The 21,071-nt window shown below is 56.5% G+C and carries 9 protein-coding genes; 1 reads left to right on the top strand and 8 read right to left on the bottom strand.

Translation table 11 applies throughout. The features are described 5' to 3' along the window. The 3 genes from JW937_03885 to JW937_03895 all read right to left on the bottom strand — a co-directional run. Nucleotides 1–14,376 (bottom strand): HAD family hydrolase (locus JW937_03885; GenBank protein ID MBN1586553.1); only part of this gene is annotated, 14,376 nt, incomplete at its 3' end. Nucleotides 14,377–14,557: 181 nt separating this feature from the next. Beyond that, complete coding sequence (locus JW937_03890; GenBank protein ID MBN1586554.1) at nucleotides 14,558–16,588, bottom strand: thioredoxin domain-containing protein; 2,031 nt, start codon at nucleotides 16,586–16,588, stop codon at nucleotides 14,558–14,560. Nucleotides 16,589–16,760: 172 nt separating this feature from the next. Then, nucleotides 16,761–17,411, bottom strand: a complete 651-nt coding sequence (locus JW937_03895; GenBank protein MBN1586555.1) for an SPOR domain-containing protein — start codon at nucleotides 17,409–17,411, stop codon at nucleotides 16,761–16,763. 253 nt (nucleotides 17,412–17,664) lie between these two features. Between JW937_03895 and JW937_03900 the strand changes: the two genes are divergently transcribed. Then, nucleotides 17,665–18,306: a hypothetical protein gene (locus JW937_03900; GenBank protein MBN1586556.1), complete on the top strand. Its 642-nt coding sequence runs from the start codon at nucleotides 17,665–17,667 to the stop codon at nucleotides 18,304–18,306. Nucleotides 18,307–18,443: 137 nt separating this feature from the next. On the opposite strand, the gene JW937_03905 is transcribed toward JW937_03900, so the two are convergent. From JW937_03905 to JW937_03925, 5 genes are all read right to left on the bottom strand, one after another. Then, on the bottom strand, nucleotides 18,444–19,331 hold the full coding sequence (locus JW937_03905) for a cation transporter (GenBank protein ID MBN1586557.1): 888 nt from the start codon (nucleotides 19,329–19,331) through the stop codon (nucleotides 18,444–18,446). A gap of 4 nt (nucleotides 19,332–19,335) precedes the next feature. Further along, nucleotides 19,336–19,686, bottom strand: coding sequence for an NADPH-dependent 7-cyano-7-deazaguanine reductase QueF (gene queF, locus JW937_03910; protein MBN1586558.1), 351 nt, complete (start codon nucleotides 19,684–19,686; stop codon nucleotides 19,336–19,338). A 2-nt stretch (nucleotides 19,687–19,688) separates the two neighbouring features. Further along, nucleotides 19,689–20,309, bottom strand: a complete 621-nt coding sequence (trmB, locus tag JW937_03915) for a tRNA (guanosine(46)-N7)-methyltransferase TrmB (protein MBN1586559.1) — start codon at nucleotides 20,307–20,309, stop codon at nucleotides 19,689–19,691. After that, complete coding sequence (locus tag JW937_03920) at nucleotides 20,309–20,488, bottom strand: 4-oxalocrotonate tautomerase family protein (GenBank protein MBN1586560.1); 180 nt, start codon at nucleotides 20,486–20,488, stop codon at nucleotides 20,309–20,311. The genes trmB and JW937_03920 overlap by 1 nt, the downstream gene beginning before the upstream one ends. Nucleotides 20,489–20,568: 80 nt before the next feature. Continuing rightward, a partial coding sequence (locus JW937_03925) for a hypothetical protein (GenBank protein MBN1586561.1) occupies nucleotides 20,569–21,071 on the bottom strand: 503 nt, incomplete at its 5' end.

The raw sequence follows: 21,071 nt of genomic DNA on the forward strand, positions 1-21,071 counted from the left end.
GTCCAAGTGCTCCAGCGCACCTTGCCAATAAGGCACTTGGGCTAGCAAGACACCGGGTACGGATTCCCAATTCTCAAGCTCCACTCCAACGGCCGGGGCCACGTTGCGGAGCAGGCTCTCCGCCGCCGCACTCAGCTCCTCCGGAACTTGTCCGATCGGATACAGATATCCCAGCATTGCGATTTGGGCGAAAAGATAGCTGCCCACCCGGCCCTTGAATGTCTGACGCGAAAAACTGGACTCCGAATTCCGGCAAATGGCATCAGCCCACTGCACGAGTTCTTCTCGGGAGGCCTCACGCAGCCGCTCAAGCGTCAGGGCGCGCAGATCACCCCCCAGTGGAGTCATGTAGGGAAACGGAAGGACCTGGGCATAGCGGATCAGCTGCCGCAGCATGGCATCGCTGCAAAAAGCGCTTTCCAATTCATCTCGATCCTCTGCCTCGATCCACTTCCAATACTGAGCTATGTAGTCCCGCCAATCCCGGGCAACCTCGACATGAGAAAAGTAGAAACGGCACGCATTCCTCTCCACATAGTCCGGACGGCTCTGCCGGATTCCGGCCATCATCAGATCCTGCCTGCGGAAATCCCCGCGCGCGGTCACGCCAACTGCGAGCTCAATATCGCCTTGCTCCTCGCTCCGGCGCCGCAAGCTCAGCCCCACCTCGCCGCTGCCTAAAGAAGCCAAAATGGCCGGACTCAAGATTGCCGGCAAAAGATCGTTGGAAAGTTGCGGCAGGGTGATCCAAGTTTCCGTATCCAAATCCGCACGCCAATGCATGCCCGACACGCCTCCCTCTTGAAGCAGATCCAGCAAAGTCCGGTCAATGAGTTCGGTCCAAAGCCCTGGATCATCAAAATCCCCTCGCAAATCAAACACGATTTCCGAGATCCCGCTGCCTCCCTGAACTTCCCCCGCCGCAAGATCCAAATAGGCCTGCCAAGCTTCAATTGCATCAAACTCTCTGTCAAAGGAGTCTGCCGGATCCGCAGTGCGGGCTAGGCGCTCCGCCTCAAGTGCATTCTGCAGCGCTTGGACCATCGCCGGGGACAATCTTTCCCCCCTTTGCTGGGTAAGAAGCGCTGAGAGGAGAACGCCTCCCAAAGAGTGGCCAACCCATTCCGCATAGAGGGGCCTGAAGAGGATTTTGGTTTCCGGCGGGCAGGCCTCAAGTACAGCGGATAGGACTTCCAAAGAAGACTGCGCGGCAGGCCTTTCCAGATAGCTCGCGTCGGAAACGAAACGGACCGGATTTATTCCGTCCCAGTCCAAATACAGGGACGGAGGCGTGCCGAATGAAGGTACCTGCCTTCCCCCAAGACGGAGTTCCACTTGGACCGACAGCGGAGCGACTGCATTGGGATCCCGTGGCCAGGGCCGGGTCAAAATCGCCCCCAGAGGTTCGCCGAACAAAGAAGACAGCGGTAAATCTCTAAGCACATTGGAGAGATGCGCGGAAAGATGTTCGGGAGAGGTTCGCAGCAAAGCCTGCACACTGCGTTCCGGAGCCTCTTCCAGGAAGGAAACCAAGTCTTGGGCAAAAACCATGCAATCTGAAACCCGCACATTCAAGAGTACGGCAATGGCAGGGGCAAGCGCTGCCGCATCGACAAGACTTATTTCAGGCGGCAGGAGAGCCGCCAAAGTCACCAGCTGGCTTTGGTACTCGTCGGCCCCGAGCACCGCCGCCCATTCGTGGGCCAGGATCGCATCCGGCCCCAGTTCCAAGACAGGCGGGGCGCGGCCCAAGTCCATATATGCGTGCTCCAGCTGCTGGATGACCCGGTACAGATCCGGCCTGCTGCGCTCGCCTTCCAGCACAAAGAGGCTCCGGCCTCCGTTGTGCCCCAGCATACCCAGCTCTCGGAGCTTCTGATGGGTTGGGTTGGGCTCATCAGTTCCCGGAATCAATTGAGGGACATAGAGAATCGCATTTGGAGGCACAGCAGCATCCATATCCACCCCTCCGCCGGCATAGTGATCAAAGAGTTCGAGGAAAGAGGCCGCATTGTCTTCTAGCCAACGCTGCCACTGCGCCCGCTGCGCTGTTAGGAGACCCTCTCCCTCGGGCACATCGGCCAACCGCATGACTTCACCTCGCGCAATTCCTTCGCGCAATATGCGGTCCGCATCTTTTTCGGAATCCGTGTTGTGTCCGGACTCTAACTCGGTATGCGCCTCCTCCGCAGTCCCGAAGTAGTTGTCCTCTCTGATCGCTCCAGTCAACTCCGCCCACCGGCCATCATACTCCCGCAGTCTAAATTCCCCAGTCGGATCCACGCCAGCCAAATGCGTTCGGATCTCATCCCGGAGCTTGTGAAAAGCCTCGAGATCCCTCTCCTCATCCGGCAGGGCAATAATCGGCAAGCCATTCAAATAGGCCGCTTCAACCATAGAAAGCAATGCTGCCCTGCGTTCGCTCCAGCCGTACTCCGTAATAATCAGGCTGTTGAATTCTGTGCCAATCGTGTCCAGCCATCCCTCCGGGTATTTGTGAGAACTACTTACTTGAATCTGCTCCAGGATTGTCTGAAGGGCTTGCTCTCCAGTACTCGTGACATGCATCATTTGAGTCTCCGTCCTCGAACGGACAATGGGCAGAATTCCAGGTATCTTGGTGCCGGATCCCACGTCCGTTCTGAACCAGTCCCGGCAGGCGTGGGAGACACTAAGACCCACCGCGTGCGTACCCTTGGGAAGCCCCGGGGAGGAATAGATGTCATGTCCGATTTCGGAAATCGGGCTCACAGACACCAGAGTGCGATCCGGACTGGCGGAATCCATGGCAGAAGCAACATAAAGATCCCGAATGCCAAGTTGGATCAGCCGGGCGAGATTCTCCGGTTGGAAGTTCGCCTTAACCAAAGTCACAAATGGGAGAGCCTGCTCCGCAGGTTCGGGCGCGCTTGAATGTGTGATATTGAAGGGATGGTGGAACGGGTTCGTCGCGGGTATTACTACGGGCTCCGCAGGGCCGAAATAGCGGTTGATCCACTCCTGTTGAGGATCCCGCATCCCATACCCCACTACTTCCTCCATTAATTGGGAGAAACGCCTTTGTTTTCGAAGCCGCGACTCCGCATCCGGGGCCGAGACCGACTCCAAAAAGAGTGCGAGCCACTGCCGGGTGACCTCGTCGCTTAAAAACCATTCGAGTGCTTCCGGCCGCAAATAGACCTTGTCTCCTCTCAAGAGTGCAAAGATAAAGTGAGGCAAAACAGCAGCTGCCAGAATGCTTTCCATCTCTTGGTCGGTCAGGGAACTCGGTTCTTTGCCGAGTACCTGCTCTACGTCCGCAGGGAGATAGTCCTCCATCCCCTTGAGCCACAGGAGCAGTCGATTGACCTTGAGTCCGTGCGCTGAGTCCCTCCCCAAGGGAGGCGAGTAATCCAGCAGGATTCGCCGGGTCAAGGGGGAAGGTGCCGCTTCCGGATTAACCAAGTCAGTGGGAAGGGTCCCAAGATTGATTTGCGGAAGAGGGCCATCCCAATATTTCTGCAGCTGTTGCAGAAGCTCCGCGTACGGGCCATCCGCACTCAACTCTTCCCACTCGCCCGGCGGCCGGCCGTGTTGGGCAAGGTGCTCCCGGATTTCCCGCACACGTTGTCCGGCTTCCGTGGCATCGAGATCCGCTTGCGAGGCATCCATTCCGTGCACAGAGGCGACAATGCCCGCATTGCTTGGAAATTCAGAAAAAGCAGATGGTACGGATCCATCCATCCAACGGTCCGGAAGCCCTGGTGTTTCGACAAGCCTAACTCCATACCAGAGCTGAATGTATCCCGGCTCGGGGCCGGTGCGGCTCACCCAAACCTGGGCATCAGAACTCGCCAGCTGCGCATGGGAGTGCCCCAGCACTGTTTTCATAAATTCTTCATGGGAAATCGGAATTGGAATTTTCGCGCCCAGGGGAATCTCCAAATCCCATTCGAATCCGCGGTAGCCCGGAAGTTGACTCAAGGCGAGCAAAATGCGATCCAATAGCTCCAGCGCACACTCGTTTCTTTGGGAAAGATCAGCCTCTTTTCCGCTCAGCAAAGCTAAATCCCCTTGGAGCGCCGCAATGTCTTCCGGCAAGGGCAGTTCATTCTGTAACTTATCCAGCAAGATTTCGCAGACACTCTGGATCGTGGGCGTATTGATTATGGAACCGCCCGAAAATACCGTCTCCGGAGGACAGAGCGCTTCGATCAGTGCGAGCACCTGAGGAAACAGCCGTTCCCCGAGGGCTTCCCCAAAATTTACTCTGGAGCAGTGAAGAGTAAACGGCTGCCCTTTGTAAAGTGAGAAGACTATTTGAGGCGAGGCCGCGCCCGCCAGAGGTTTCAAACCCCTTGGCCCATCCTTGTAAAGATCGATGGCTATCTCGGAATGGATGGATTCTTTGTCAAATATCGGAGTTCTGATCTGCGCATCCAGTATGTATCGTTCTCCGTTCTTCAGTCCCCGGATTCTCGCATTTGGACAGGTCAACGCAGCCTGAATGGCCTTGCCGAAATCGTCCAATGAAATCTCTCCGGCATGGGCCTGGCCTGCGCGTATTCTGGCGAGAAAGGCGCGATGGGGCACTTGCTTCAGAAAAGCTTGGAGATCCTTCGCCAGTGTTTGAGAAGCGGTTCGGCTGGCGGGCAAGCTGATATCGAGTTCCATCAACTCCGCAAACCCACGGCTGAGCGCTTGTTCGTCGGAAAATATTGCAGAAACTGCAGAGGGGGGCATCTCCTGCGTCATAAGGGAAGCTAATGTCACCAGCTGGCTCTGGTACTCGTCGGCTCCGAGCACCGCCGCCCATTCGTGGGCCAGGATCGCATCCGGGCCCAGTTCCAAAACAGGCGGCGCGCGGCCCAAGTCCATATATGCGTGCTCCAACTGCTGGATGACCTGATACAGATCCGGCCTCCGGCGCTCGCCTTCCAGTACAAAGAGGCTCCGGCCCCCGTTGTGGCCCAGCATGCCCAAGGCCCTGAGCTTTTGATACGCGCTGTCCGACTCCTCGCGGTGTTTCACGAAGAGGATCGCGTTCGGCGGCACCGCTGCGTCTGTGTCGATTTCGCCCGCAGCATAGTGATCAAAAAGCTCAAAGAAAACGCCCGCTCCATCTCCCAGCATGCCTTGCCAAAGCACGCGCTGACCCTCCAATGCGGCTGCACCTTCAGCTGCGTCCTCAAACCGGACCACGTCTCCTCTCTCAATACCTTCGCGCAAGATTCGGTCCGCGTCCGCTTCGGTCTCTGTGTTGTGTCCCGTTTCCAGCGCCATACTCGCTTCTTCGGAGTTACTGAAGCTCAGGTCGCGGAAGCGAATCAACCGGACCTCTGGCAGGCTGCCGACAACGGCTTCCGCCCCCGCATTCTCCAGGCCTTCGACATGGCGCCGCCGGATCGCCTCGCGCGATTCCACGCCCTCGGGAAGAGCCGAGACTCCGAAAGCCCGGAACCCGGTGGCTCGGGCAAGGACAATGTCCGCGGTTTCGTCCCCAAACGCCACTACCTGGCTAGGAGAAATATCTTTTCTCTGGAGCATTCGCGCAACTGTCTCAAAGAGAACCCTTTTGGGTTCGCCCCCGAAGAGAATCGCGGGGTCATCTTCAGGCACTCCCAATATTCCGCCAAATCTGCAGAACTGTTGAAGTTCTGACGCCTGAACCGCATCCGCCAATTCTTTCTGCGGCATAGAGCTCACAATCCAGACAGGGCGAATGGGGGCAGCCTCGTAGGCCTCGGAGAGCCACTCCCGCACACCCGGCAATACCTCGCCGTGCTCTCCGACCAACGTCCCCTGCCAATCCAGAACCAGCGCCCGCGGCTGAACAAGCCGGAGTGGAGGGTCCTGTTCCACAAGAGCGATCTCCCGGAAAGGTGCATTTCCGTCTGTCCCCGACTCTTTCAGCCGGGCCGCTTCTTTGTGCACCACGGCATAAAACTCGGGCCCGGCCTCGTTCAAACCGGCTTCGGATACGTTTTGGATCGCTCTCAACGCGCGGCGCAAGCGCAGAAGCATATTGTGCTGAACATCCCCTTCTCCCTGGGAGTGGACTCCCTTGCCCACATGCCAGGCCACGGCCCACATATCGCCGTATTGCCGTTTCCTCCCGGAGGTCTGTTCCCTATTGCGGAAGACCAATTCAAACGGCGGCTGAGATTCCCCTCTGGGCAGCCAGACCCAATCGTTGTCGGGATCGCCCAAATACTCCGTGAGGCGAGCGGTGATATCTCTCCGCTCCTTTCTGTTCATTTCCCGCCCAAGGAATTGCACCCAATGGTAATCCAGCCATTCCGTCAAATATCCCACCAACCGGGTGGGATCACCCCGGCGCAGATCCTCAAGGACTTCGGCGTCGTTTCCGGCAATGGCCCGCACCGCCACCCAGATCATTTCAAAAAGAACCTGGCTCGCCGCATATGCCGGGGAGGTGGGGTGGTGCGGCCCGTGGCCCAAATAGCTGTCCTCGTCCACGAGGTGCCCATCCGCTGCGATATTGGGATAGTTCTGCAGACGCGCCGGCCACGGAATTTCCCCAGTGCTCGCCGGCGCCGAATTCAACAGGTCGTTCAGAGAGGAATCAAAAATACGCAGATCAACCTCAATGGCATGCTGGTGCAAAAAGGCGCGCGCGGTTCCAGGAATCGTTCTTCTTTCTCCGTTGACTATGACCGTGTACGGATCACGCCTAGGCGCGTGCGCAAAATCCACCAGGCGCTGCGCCGTAAAACCGATCTTCCATCGCTCCGCCAGCCGCGCGCTGGCCTTGTTCAGGGCCGCTACTACTTCTTTCGCATTCCGTGCGGTCTCCGCGTCCCCCAACCGGACCCACGGCTGCTCGTTCGCCGGAATGTAGCCCACGCTTCCGTCGTCAGACCTCAAATTCCCTCCCGAATCGGTTTCCAAAACATGCACTGGCACGAGAAGTTCCCGTACCGCTTCCACAGGCTCTTCTGCCATGGCCGCTGCAGCAAGGGAATTAACAAGCGTCATTTGGCCGAGGACTCGGGCAGCAGATTGATTCCTGGCAACTGCACTGTCTTCCCTAAGGAAGAGGCCCTTGCGCACATAGAGTCCGCCTTGCCGATCTTGAAGCATCCAGGAGCGGCCCCAGTCCTCTACGACCCGGTCCCCTGGACTCACTTCCAGCTCTCTGATCCGGATGCGCTCCTCCAACCAGTTCAAAACCGCATCGTGAAGATAAGCGTGGCTGTTTCCTTGGTCATCGTTCCCGAGAACCGTCAGTTCACCCAATTCCGGAGTGGCCAGCCAAACACCTAGGACGTTTAACAGGACTTCGGACGGCCTGTCGCTGATCAAATCTTCAAGAAGTACCCGGAAAACGGAAACACCCAAGTGATTGGCATAGACGTCGCGGTGCAAAGCAATAATGAGCTGAAGAATTCTGTCTTTTGCACCCGGCTGTCCCGCTGCCTCCAGCAACCAATAATGCGCTGCTTCCGGCGTGTCCCTTGCCACGAGAGCCAGCAGAGCCGGTTCGCACTGCACTGTCTTTGCAAAAAGACGGGGCTCGCCTGCCAGAGCAGAAGCGACGGATTCCAATCCTTCCATCAAGCTGTCACGACTCCCAGAGGATTCCGAATCCCACAAGAGGCTCTCCAATGTGCGGGTCCCCAGCTTCTGGTCGAGTTTGGCCAGACTGCTCAAGGCCGACACCCTGTATCTCGCACCCGCCGCAGTAGCGGCCACACACCATAAGCCGCGGGCCGACTCCAGCAACACAAGGGCTTCGAGGGCGTTCCAGTGCTCCGGGGCATCGCCGTACTCTTCTGTGAGTGCGTCTCCGGAGAGAGCTCTTTCAAGAATTCCGGCCTCCACATCCAAATCCGCCCTCAGATCTTCCAGCGCAAGCGCTGCGGCTCCGGCCTCCGCGCCCCTTTCCGCAATTCCCACAAGCCCCTTAAGCGCGCTGCACACGGTAACGGTATCCGGGACTGCCCGCACCCAAGAGGCCAAGCGCTCCGCCGCGGTCTCCGCCAAAGACGCCTCGGTCCACTGCTCCTCCAACAGGCTCGCGATTTCCTCCCGGTACTCGCCGGGAATCGCCCATTCCGGATCCTGGACGCACTCCCGCAAAGCATGTTGCCATGCGAGCAGACCGTCGAGCACGTTCACCGAATCGGAAAGGCGCGTCAACGCGTCCATCTGCTCAAACAGCTCCTGTTCCAGGAACGAGCGGACTTCTCTTGCAGACATTGAAGGCCTGGATTCGAGGGACGCCGTCCAAAGCGCCGCCCATACTCGCCCAGTCGGCGCAAACGCTTCGATCTTGTGCTCGCGCTCCCACGGATGATTCAAGTGCGTTGTCTCGTGGACCAGGAAGTCCTCCAAAGCCCGCGGGTCTCTCAGAAGCGCCTCATAATCGCTCTGCGTCAAATAGATGTTGCGCCGGCGTTCGCTGGCGCGGCCGATCTGCGTGTATTCGTTTGCTCGGTAGGCCAAATGGCGCTCATGCATGGGACGCGTGTCGGTGGGATCGTCGGGAATGAGGAGAAGGTTGAAGTCTTCGGGTTGGGGGTTGATGCCGGGGATTCCGCTGTAATGGTTCCCTGTGTAGCGAAGCGGAGGATCCAGCCCGGATTCCAGACCGCGGATCCGCTGCCGCACCTGAGCGAGCACTTCTGCCGGCACTGTATGCTCCGCCTGCACCAATTGCTCCGGGCGCTGTACAGAATCATTCTCCAAACCTATCACATACCCTGCGCCGCCGTATGCCACTTGCGGCTCCATACTCGAAGCCCTTTCCGCGTCTGGATCGTAGGTCTCAAAGGCCTCCCGCACCCGGGCCTTGCCTTCCACCACCATCTCTCTTTCCGCGCCTGGAACGGCTCTTCCGATCGCAGCCCTCCTTGACACTTCGTCTCCACGGCTCAAGACTTCACCAAAGAGAGAAGGCCCGCCCGCCCGTTCAGCTACCATCAGCACCGCGTCCTGAATCAGCCACTGCGCCATTCCTTGGAGCGCATTGCCCCCGTTCACAGCTCCCAGATTCGGCCAAAGCCTGCCTTGGCTCTCCACATACCAACCTTGTGGGGGCCTTTCTCCCATTTTCAAAGGAACTATGGCGCCGCCTCTTTCTAAACCATACTCCTCGTCGTACCAACCTCTCGGCAATTTTTCTCCTTCCATGAGCACATAGCGTTCTCCGGTCGGGGGTCTCCTTACCCAGCTGCTTTCACCTACTCGCACTGATTCAGGAGTTATCCACCCCCTGGAATGAACATATATATTGTTAGACCCAAGGCTAGCAGGAAGCTTCTCGTATACAACCTCCCCAAGGCCCCATATCTCGGAAAGGGCCGTTTCATTGAGAAGATCTTGCGCATAGGCATCGCCTTCGGGCAAAATCCAAGCCATCTGTGTGACCATTTGTTGAAGAGGAAAAATTTGGCTCCAAATTGCTGGATCGACATTCTCCAGGGAGCGCCCCGTAAAGGCTTGGTAAGCAACCTGAGTCAGACTTTCAAAACGCCGAGCCAGTGCACCCGGTTCTCCGTTGCGAAGGGACTGCAACTCCTCAGGAAAGTCAAAACCTCCTCGTTGCCTGTAGCGGCTGCCCACGGTAAGGGCCGCTATCAATTGATATATCTGCAAGTAATGGGCTAAGTAAAAGTTTTCGGGATACTCTCTCTGATTCTCGGCCTGATTTCTTCCATCCAAAATACCCCCGGAGTTGAGGTGTCTGGACACACGATTGTCCGGATCAACAAGCTCTTTCAAAGCCATGGCATCCGCCCAATCCATGGTGCAGGCCACCCGCATGTTTTCCCACATCATTTCCCGGGTCCAACGATGTAAATTGCCCATCCCCTCGCGGGTTCTCATAGGACGCAAAGTATCAACCCAAGGCAAAAATCGCCCCACATCTGGCCGATTAGAAAACTGACTTTGATGGAAAAGTTCCACCAGAGCGTGGTGAATAATGCCGTAGCTAGCCAGAACAAAGAGATCGTGCACATTGCGTTCCAAGGCCTCCCAGAAAATCTCTTCATCAATAGACGGGTCATCCAGATAGATCAGTTCACCCGGTAAGGCGTTTTCCCCTGCAGTTATCACATCCCCCACTAACTCCTGAACGATAACCTGATAGCCTTCGCCTTCGGAGTTGCTCAGGACTAAATCTTCACCCTCTCTTGCCGCTTCCTCCACAATTAGATCAGCTACCCCAAAGGGCAGTTGCTCAGTCGTAAAGATCCAGCGCCTCCACTCCTCTCCTTCCCAAAATTCACCTTCCCTTGGAATAGGGATAGGATAGTTGGCCTCCAACCCCAAGGTATCTCTGTGCTCATTGAACCAACGGTGCCTCTCATTTTCTGCGGCAAGAAGCGTGGGCGCTTCCCCTTCTTTTAGAACTTTGACAGTAAAGTACCTGTCATCAGCCTTACGTCGGTAGATTGCTTTCCGACCCTGAGTTTCTATAAATTCAAAATCTCTTGGATTGATTAGATCAGACAACTCTGTTGTGGGTACAAAGAGTTCCCGTTGCGTAGGCCCTCGATCAATCTGAGACTCCTGCGGAAAGGGCTCCGGGGGAACTAAGAGCTGAGCCGGCCCCTGGGCATCGAGGAGGTTGTCAGCAAAGCGGGTGAAAGTGCTCGCTGCATTGCCACTATCCCGGAGTTGCAGTGTAAGGAGTCGCTGCGCTGCAACAGCTCTCCTCAAGAACTCCGAAGCAGACTCCGGGAAATGTCTCGGACCTAGTGAAGCCAGCTGACCTGTGAACCGAGCCATGTCTTGCAGGTAAGGCACGCGCCTCCCCTGGCTCGATAACGAGTCGTCTTCGAATCTGCTCAGCACACTCCAGGCAAAGGTCTCGATATCTTCCGTAGATTCCCACAGCTGTCTCAACTCAAGATTTGACTCCGTATCTTGCTTATTCAAAGATGCGCGCCCAGCAGAGTCCCTCATTCTTATGTCCGAAATCCTGTCCTTAAGGTAGGCCACGAGGTACTGCGGAGACATTCCCAATTCAACCAATGCTACTGACATGGAGACGATACGCACTCCGAATACAGGCGGGAGTTCTTGAATCATTTGGATAACGCCAAGATTCATATACTTTTGAAACGCAGAAATATCTTCCCCAAAGACACCAGCTAAACGAGCTAATTCAGTCCAACTCTCTCTGTGCTCCGGATGAGAGGCCAGCTCGGGCGCAAGGACCTTGACAAATTGCTCAGGGAAGGAAGGATTGTGATCGAAAAAGCTATCTATCTCTGCCACGCTTAACCGTTCAAGACTATCCTGCAGTCGATCTGTATTAATCTCAGATGATCTCCTCAAGAAAGCCAGTTCAAAGGCCAGATGTGCGGCTGCATTCTCCGGCAAAACATAACCCTCCTTTGGATCCTCTACTACCGCCGCAACAGCACGGAAGTAGTCAAGTCCTCCTTCTTCCAGGGCTAGAGCCGTATGCACCCTGAGCGCGTGGGGCATCTCCAAAATCCCAGCCAGCTTCCGACCTTCCTCAACCCAACCTGCTCGAACCAACGCGATAGCCATTTGGGAAACATCATCCATGTATCTCTTGAAAAGGCCCGTTTCCTCATCAACTGGAATTGCCGATTCCAGGGAGCTGACTAACCGAGGAATCAGAGGCACCAATTGGCTGAGTGCCGACTCTGGCTCCTTCCTCAAGAAGCCCTTTTCGATAACCCAGCCAACCAAAGGAATCAGACTCAAGATGTAGTCCTGGAAATTACTGGCATCCTCATAAAGGCCCGAAGCCTCCAAGACTTCGCCCACAAATTCCGCAATCCACTCCGGCGAAACTCCCGCTTCTAGGAAGTAAGTGCAGCTCTGGACAAGAATTTCGCCGGCGGGCAGCATCTGGTAAAGGCCAACATCCTCGAGCAATAACTTTTTGGAGTGCGCTGCATACTCATTGACATCAATGGACGAAACACCAGCCTTCTGTGCATCGCACGCAAGAGCTGCCAATCGGAGTACCTGAACGGCCCCCTGCCTCTCCCTCAGTTGTAGCCCCATGCCATTCGCGACCCCATCCACCTCAGCCAAATGTCCAAAGAGTTCCTCTTTGACCTCCAGCAGCGAAAGATCCTCAAAGGGCGAGGGCATATCCTCCACTGCGGAAAGAGCGACTGCAATGGTCCTGAGGGCAACAGGGTCTGTCCAAAAGCTGCCCTTCTCCCCCTCATTTGCGATCCATTCCAAAGGATTTCCCCATTGTTCCAGGATCCGCCACACTTGCCCTCTGATTCTAGAGCTGAGCAAAGTTACATCGTCGGACTCTCCTAAGGATTGCACTTCAAACAAAAGATCCAGTTTCTGTCTTAAAAATCGTCTTGCCTTGTAGGGATTTTCGAACCAATGCGAAATGGAGATATCTTGGAGAGAATCATTTAAGGCACGGGCAAGAGCAAGAGCTCGCGTACTATCTCCATTTCTTGCAGCCAACTGAAAAAGGCTCATGTGTAATCTCAAATAATCCTCTTGAGAGACTCCACTCTTCAACATCTGAACCATTTTTATGGCAACTTCCCAACTGCCCACATCGGCCAAGGCATGCAACATGTCTTCCAATGCGGCAGTTTCCTGCAAATCAACAGTCACTAAACGATGTCTCAGACTTAGGAACCGGACTGCGATACTCATTTGCAGCGTCTCAGGATCTAAGGCATTTCCAAATATTCGGTATGCAGGCGCTATCTCCGCATCCTCAATTATGCTTTGGGTAACAGTATTCATCCGTGAGCCTAAGGGAACCTTCAGCACCTCAAGACCGCGACTGAGAGCCATAAGTTCTTCCCGACTCGTTCCCTCAGCCGGAGCCGCCAGGCGCGACTGAAACTCTCCAATGACCCGCGCCACATATACATCCTCCTCGGGCCAGTAGGGCACGGTCTCAGTAAAGTGAATACGGGCCCCACGCAATGGGTGCGAAGCAGAAAGCTCCAAGCCCACATCCAAGACCTTCGTTTCGTCGGGGTTGCCATAGTCGAAGCAGAATTGGAACGCTGTGGAACACAGCTCCCACATTTTCGAATCCTCACTCTCCCGCGCCACTTCGTCCAAACGATCGACCACAGCATTGATGACAACATCAGACCCAATGAAATCCGATCGCGCAATTACGCTCCCAATGATGGCCCACGCACTTTCCGTTTGTCTGATGTCCCCTCCCATGAGATTGATCAGCTCACTCGCAAGCTCAAGGCCCTCAGGTCCAACAAAAGAAATCGCTGCAATAGCACGATCCAAACCCTCAGGAATTCGCCTCTCTTGGTGAAGCTGGACCATGGATCGAGCAGCCAAGGGAGAATCTCTTAGAACAAGATCTGCTAGATAACCTTGGGCAACAAGCTGCAACATGCGATCCCCAGTGCCGAATATCTTCATATACTCTTCATGCGCCCCTGGGCCAAAATAGTGCATGGCTTCTGCTGCCTCCCTCCGGAGCTGCCCTGCGCTGGGGTCATGAACAGTCTGGCTCAGGAAAGACAAGGCTGGGGCCTCTGCAGCTTGTATCATCCGCGCAAGTTCACTCTTGGGAGCCTCAACAATTCGAGCCACGGCAAGACTTGGGCCAACTGCGCGGGCAGCTCGGATTCTCAGACCCGGCGGAAGCTCTGGGTCAATCACTGCTTCACAAAGTGCGATCTGCGCTGCGGTTCGTTGCTCACCATCAAGAGCTAATCCTCTAAATTTAGCTGCCAAAGCTTCCACCGAACTTTCACGCTCTGCGTTTGCTTTCCCCAATGTCGCTCGGTAAGAACTTGAAGTCCCTTCTCTCCAAGTACTGAATCTCAAATATGCTTCCGGGCTTAGAACACCGATAAACCTATCATCGATATCCAGGACAGAGTCCAACTCAATCAGCCTCTCCCCAAGATGTGCGTCCTTTCCCCAAGAGATCAAGGCACGAAGACCTCTCTCATCTAGCCCCGCACTGTCTTCAAGAGAAGCCACGAGCATGAACAGTCCTATCAAATCCGAAGTCCGGCCCTGTTCTCCAAAAGCCTCCAAGATCTCCCGAAGTTCTTCACGCTGAGCGTAGCCTTGGATGCGCGCCATACCGGCGTGTTCGAAAAGCCAGGTCTTGAGGATGTCTTGGATGCCTTGGTCAAAGGTGGAGACAATGGCGAGATGTGAGTCAGCCTCGTCATGGCGAGGCCCTTGAGGGCAGTGGCCATCGATGCTCCGCAAAGATTGCTTCCCCTTCGACAGGCTCAGGGTCGCAATGACAGGGAACGTCGCGTTGCTCCTCGGGGCGACGCGCTCCTCAGGCGCAGCAAGGACAGGATTGAGGCTGGTACAAAGAAAAACCTGAACCAGAACAAGCGCAATGACGCGCACGATGGGTGCAAAAGGACGTCTTGGAGGGACAGCAAAAGTGCTTTTCGGTCGCATAACTTTGGTGATTGTGAGGGGAATGGATCTTTTTTCCCCCCATAAGGTTAGATTATGTGGAGTGTACCACAGAATCCTCACTTATTCAAGTATTACTATAAGTTTTAATAAGCATTGTTTCACGCCCGTTCCACGGTGCCAGGCACTGGTGCCAGGCACCGGTGCCTGGCACCGCGGTCAGTTATTGGGTGAGGCGGGTGCGGATTTCGGTGAGATCGGTCAGGGGGGCATCACAAGTGTAATTGCGGCATATATATAGGGACGGCGCTCCGTCCACGGGCCTCTTGCCCGCCAGAAGGGGGTGCGTTTCTTCAGGGTCTACGGCAGCGGCCGCAGCCACAAGCTTGTTGGGCAGGTAAGTACTGCGGATGGCCTGGAGGATGGGCTCGGCGCCCTCCCCGACCACGGCCAGCTCCAACGGTTTCTGGGTATGGCGATCCACGGCACACAACATATAGGTCAGCGAGGTGCCGTTGGTCTCGAGCAAGCGGCCCACGCCTTCCATGAGCGCCCCTGCGGTTTCCTCAAATCCGGCATTGCCGCTGTGCCCGGCCAAGCGCAACAGCACATGCGCAGCCACGGAACTTCCCGAAGGCGTTGCCCCGTCAAAAGGATCCTTGGGCCGCACCACCAGCTTTTCTTGATCGCTTCCAGTGATGTAGAAACACCGGCCCGCCTCATCCCAGAACAGAGCGATCATCGCCTCGGTTAGGTCTTGAGCCTCGGCCAACCAGTTCGGATCAAAATCGCTCTCGTAGAGGTCGATGAGCGCCTCGGACAAATACGCGTAGTCTTCCAGATAGGCGGGAATCTTGGCCTCGCCCTTGCGCCAGGTCCGCAAAAGCCTTCCGTTCTGCCGCATGTCCGTTAAAACAAAATGCGCCGCCTTTTGCGCAGCCTGCAAATAGCGCGCCTCGCCCAACACCTGATAGCCCTGCGCCAGCGCCCCGATCAGCATGCCGTTCCACGCCGCGACCGCTTTATCGTCTTTAGCAGGCGCCGCGCGATGCGCCCGCGCTGCCAAAAGCTTCTGCCGGGCCGCGGCAAATCCGGAAGCATCCCCCTGGCCTGCCACATGCAACACACTCTTGCCGTCTTCAAAATTCCCGGCCTCTGTCACCCCGTAAAACTCACAGAAGCGCGGGCCCTCTTCCCCGCCCAAGACAGCCGTAATCTCCGCCGGGTCCCAAACATAATACTTGCCCTCTTCGCCTTCGCTGTCCGCATCTTGAGAAGAATAGAACCCCCCGGCCGGATCGCTCATCTCACGCAGCACATAGTCCAGAGTCCCGCGCGCCACATCCGCGTAAGGCTCCTTCCCAGTGGCCTGAAAGCCCTGCAAATAGACCCGCGCCAACAAGGCGTTGTCGTAAAGCATTTTCTCAAAGTGAGGAATGAGCCATTGCGCATCCACGCTGTAACGATGAAAGCCGCCGCCGAGCAGGTCATGCATGCCGCCCGCCGCCATGTGGCTCAAGGTCTTATCCACTACCTCCAAAGCCCCGGGCTGCCCCGAATTCTTCCAATAGCGCAGCACCAACTCCAGCGCCGTGCTCTGCGGAAACTTTGGCGCACCCCCGAAACCGCCGTTCTCCAGGTCAAAGGCCTGGCCCAAAGTAGCCACTGCCCCGTCCACCCACGCAGCATCCACGGTTTGCCTCTCGGAGCTCAGCTGCGCCCATTGCTCCAAAAAATCAAAGAGCTTCGCGGCCAAAGCATCGACCTCTGCATGGTTGTTCTGGTACTGGAGGGCCACACTCTTCAAAATGCGCGGGAAACCCGGCATGCCTGGGCGATCTTCAGGCGGGAAATAGGTGCCCGCAAAAAAAGGCCGCAGATCGGGCGTCAAAAACACCGTCATGGGCCAGCCGCCGCGGCCGGTCATACCGGTCACCGCTTGCATGTAAATGGTGTCCAGGTCGGGCCGCTCCTCTCGATCCACTTTGATATTGATGAACTTCTCGTTCATGAGCGCCGCGATATCCGGATTCTCAAAGGACTCGTGCTCCATCACGTGGCACCAATGGCAGGCGGAATAACCGATACTCAGGAGGATGGGTTTGTTCTGTTCGCGCGCGGCCGTAAGGGCAACAGCGCTCCACGGGTACCAATGCACCGGATTGTCGGCATGCTGGAGCAAATAGGGACTGCTTTCCTGGGCCAGATGATTGCGCGGGGCTTCTTGGGCGGCCACGGGTTCTCCTTCGCTCATTTCCGCTGCAGGTTCAGAGGCATAAGCGGGATAGCTTAGCAGAAGGAGGGCGAGGATGGAACAAAGATGGCCACGCCTCACCAGGCTCGGCTCGCCATGACGCTGTGGCGTCGGATTGCTTCGCGCCGCCCGCAATGACGATGGAGGCTTTGCTCGCAATAACGAAATTGTCTTATTCCGCATTCACCACAAAGCTGTCGGCAAAACGCTTGCGCAGCCGCGCCACTTCGGCCACAGCCTCATCCATGGTCGAAAACTCCCCCACTTGCACGCGATGCCAAGTGGTCCCGGTCTCGTTGCTGGCCGGACTAATACTCGCCGTCATCCCCTCGCCTTTGAGCGCAGCCACCAATTCGCTGGCAGTTTCCAGGCTGCGGAAGGATGCCACCTGAATGGCGTAGACATTTTCCCCGGCCTTGGGAGGCTGAGGCGCGACAGCCATCTTCTTGAAGGGAAAGGCCTCGGGGGATTTCTGTGTCACGGCCGGAGCCGGCACAGGGGTCCGGGACGGATCTTGGGCTGCCTGTTGCGGAGGAGTCTTCGGGCTTGAACTCACCGCCTGGCTCCCGGCCGCGGCGTTGTCCTGCTCCCGCGGGGCGGATGTCTCTACCTGGCGGACACTTGTGCTGGTGTAAATTTCGATTTCAGGCTGGCCTTGCTGCCCCACAATCTGGGTGATCGCCGTCTCAGGAGAGCCGCTCTCCGTACGGGAACGGGGGGAGATCCCCCAGGTCGCCCAGGTCACTAAGAGAATCAAACCCGCGGCTACGGGAATGGCAAAGGCCGGACGCTGCCAAAATTTGATATTCGATGGCTCGGTCATTGGATGTCCTCTCTTATCCGGGGACACAATAGGTATTGTCCCCGTAATATTTGACAAAATGTCCTTGCAGGATCCCCGAATCAAGCATTCAGTATAGTCGTGCCTATGCTGGGACGTCAACGCTGCCAATGGCTTAGGAACTAAGACTTTTTAAATGGGAAGGCTTTGTACAGATTTTACAGGAAACCCCTTGCGCATTACCCCTGATCTCTGTATAATTTTTGGAATTTCCCATATAGAAAGGTCGGTCAAAGTGAAAGGTGTCATCACCAAACGTCATGTCATCAGCCATCCCCACCTGGTCATTCAAGGTTTTGGCCTGCGTGTATTTTTACGCGCGCTCGCGGCCGGATCCAATGACACCTTCTTCGAGGTTATCGTGCGCGAGTGGGCCCAGCCTGTGGACCCGACACCGGACAAGACCTTTGTCTTTGATCAGATGACGCGTCTGGAACTGCGCATCTCGCATATCTACCGGATACTCGCCGGCAAATTCGCCAACGAAAACAAGCGCGCATCCAAGTTCTTTTCCACACTGGCGCGTCATGAGCGCGGTCATGCGGAACTCATCCGCCTGGCAAAATTGGAAATGCTTCGCGGACGCTTGCGAGGCGATTTGTGGCGCGTGGAGCACCACCATTTGGAAGAGGCCGGTAAGCTGGTACGTTCCATTCATGCCCAAGCCCATCAAGCGCACGACTTGCCCCAGGCCCTGGATTACGTGCGGCGCTTGGAAAACTCGTCAGCCAACCTGCTTTTCGACAGCTTCAGGGTTTCCCTAAGCTCGCGCCGTTTCTCGGCAGCAGAGCGTATTGTCTTCTCTACCCAACAGCACGAGCGCTATTACCGCGCGGGCATGGCCTCTTTAGAACGGGAATTTGCGCTCACAAACTGACGTGTGCTTGTCTGCACACGTCACGGCGAGGAGTTCCCGCTTTGCCCGCAGATCCCCGTCTTCCTTCGAGACGCTGCTTCGCAGCTCCTCAGGATGAGCGGGGCGGGGATGACAGCGCGCTGTTGGAATGACAATCGCTAGCGCGCGCCGGCAGGATCGGCGTGGATGGTTACCTCGGCCCCCGCAAATTTCTTCTTAATTGCATCCGTAAGGTCTTCGGTCAAATCGTGCGCTCGCCGGAAGTCGGTCTCTCCGGCAATTTCCAGATGGAATTCCACAAAAATCCTGCCCCCGACTTGCCGCGAGCGGAAATCATGAAAGTCCACGATCCCGGGGTGAAAATTGAGGATTAGATCCTTCATCTCCTGGTAGCTTGATTCCGGCAGAGCCCGGTCCACCAGTTCGTCCACGGCCTTGCGCACAATGGCCGAACCTTGGTGCAAGATATAGGCGCCAATGATCACCGAAAACACCAAATCCCAGTAAGGTTCGCGCGTGACTTCCACCGCAAAGAGCGTGAGCAGCACACCCGCATTGCTGAAGAGATCCGTGGAATAATGGAGGTGTTCGGTCTCCACGATCAGGCTTTCTTTCTTGTTGAAAGCCCGACGCAAACGGAAGATCAGCCACCCCGTCACTGCCATTGACAAAACCATGACCCACACGCCTGCATTCAAATTATGCAGCCGGTGTTCGCCGGTGATCATGCGGCGCATGGATTCCCCGGCCACCCACACTCCGGTCAGCCCGAAAAACACCCCTTGAAACAGACCGGCCAGGCTCTGGATCTTTCCGTGGCCGTAGCGGTGATCCGCGTCAGGCGGGGCCTCCGCGCGCTTCAGCAAAAAGCGATTGGCCAAGGACACGAACACATCAATCAACGAATCAATGCCCGACGCCAGAATTGCCATGGAATTCGTAAAGAATCCAAAGCCGAGCTTGAGCACTGCCAAGCAGGCGGCAATGCCCGCAACCAATGTCAGGGTATGGTAGCCGGGATGGGCTGGAGCTTTTGAGTTTGCCATGAGTTTAAGGATATTGTGCCTTGACCACGGTATGGATTCCGCCGCGCACGTAGAAATCTCCTTCTATCTCTATCTGGCGGGGCGCGCACGCGGCCGCCAAATCATCCAGGATCTGATTGGTGACAGCCTCGTGAAAGGCGCCCTCATTTCGATAAGACCACAAATACAACTTCAGGCTCTTGAGCTCAAGGCACCGCTCGTTGGGCACATAGCGAATGCGGATCGTAGCAAAGTCCGGTTGCCCCGTGCGCGGGCACACGCAGGTGAACTCAGGACAATCAAAACTGATCCAGTAGTCGCGCTCCGTTTTGGGATTGGGAAAGGTCTCCAATTGTTTACTGGCTTGGGTCGACACGGCTAGTCCTCTTTTCGTTTCCAAACATAGCTATAGATCGGCCGTTCTTCCTCGACAAAGCGCTGATGGTAGGAGGAATACGCAAAGAGCGCTTCATCCTGACCCTCAAGAGGCAGCGGCTCAAGTTCACTTACCGCTCCGATTTGCGCACGGGCAAAATCGAAAAGCTCCGGCACATCCGTCACAAAACGGAAGAGCCCGCCCGGCTGAAGCGTGGCCGCCATGGCACGCACGGTTCCGGTTTGCAATGTGCGGCGCCGGTGGTGGCGGCGCTTGGGCCACGGATCCGGGAAAAGAACATGATACTCCGAAACCACCGGGCCGCGCAGGTGCTTCTCCAAGAGCGGTTCCACATAGGCGCAGACAACGCGGCAATTCTCCAGGCCGCGCCGCGCCACGCGCTCCGCGGCAATGCGGGAAAACTTGCGGCTCTTCTCAATGCCCACAAAATTCTTGTGCGGTTCGAGGGCTGCCTGGTCCGCCAGGAACTTGCCGCGGCCGCACCCCATGTCCACCACCAGCGGGGCATCATTGCCGAACATAGTTTGGCTATCGATCTTTCCGGAGAGAGTTTCGAGGGTCAACATAGATCGCGTCACTCCGTTCGCGATGACGTCTGGCATCACCCTAACAACTCGCCCCCCACAGCCCATTGGTCGCGGGGGACCTCGTCGATCACCACATAGGTGTGGGACGAGGGCTTGCCCGCAACCTTTTCCAGCGTTTCACCAATCTCCTTGGCAATCTGCTCGCGCTGCTCGCGCGTGAGTTGCCCGGCCACCTTCACATTCACATAGGGCATCTATCGACTCCTTTTTCCCAGGGACGGTTCTTAATTACCCTTAGTGCTGCAATGAGTTATACGAGAACCGTCCCCAAAGTTCAACGTATATAGACTGGATTCGAGTAAACCCAAGGCTTGCCGTCCCGGGTCACTTCCACACGATAGATTCCCGGCTCTGTCACCAAGTAGGATTCGCTGATCCCGGTGAGGGTCTCCAGAAGTTCTCCGTCCTTGATCAGCTCCCCCACCCCGCCCCGGGGCAACCGCACTTCAATAAAGAGCCCCTCCTGGAACTCCAGCTCCTCACCCATGATCCACGTTTGAGTCCCCTGCTGGTCCTGCACCCAAAACGCAAATCCTTTGGGCACCCCGCGCCGCCCAAACACCACATAGGTGCGTCCCGCGCGAATGCCTTCCAGGATCGCGGCCTCGGTGAGGTTCTCAGCCAGCACATGGTTCTGGACCAGGCTCAAAGTCATGGTATAGGGATCCAGCTTGAGCCCTGCCCAACCCACCTTGCCGTGCGCATCATTACCGCCAATACCCACCACGCGGCCCAGCCGGCCCAGCTCATCCCATTTCTGCAGCGCATTCACAGGAC

It is taken from the genome of Candidatus Omnitrophota bacterium, from assembly GCA_016929445.1.
Lineage (GTDB): Bacteria > Omnitrophota > Gorgyraeia > JAFGIU01 > JAFGIU01 > JAFGIU01.

What these genes read in the sequence shown, in the direction of transcription:
- trmB (MBN1586559.1), bottom strand. Translation starts at nt 20,309, where the DNA reads ATGCCAGACGTCATCGCGAACGGAGTGACGCGATCTATGTTGACCCTC.
- JW937_03890 (MBN1586554.1), bottom strand. Translation starts at nt 16,588, where the DNA reads ATGAGCGAAGGAGAACCCGTGGCCGCCCAAGAAGCCCCGCGCAATCAT.
- JW937_03905 (MBN1586557.1), bottom strand. Translation starts at nt 19,331, where the DNA reads ATGGCAAACTCAAAAGCTCCAGCCCATCCCGGCTACCATACCCTGACA.
- JW937_03895 (MBN1586555.1), bottom strand. Translation starts at nt 17,411, where the DNA reads ATGACCGAGCCATCGAATATCAAATTTTGGCAGCGTCCGGCCTTTGCC.
- JW937_03920 (MBN1586560.1), bottom strand. Translation starts at nt 20,488, where the DNA reads ATGCCCTATGTGAATGTGAAGGTGGCCGGGCAACTCACGCGCGAGCAG.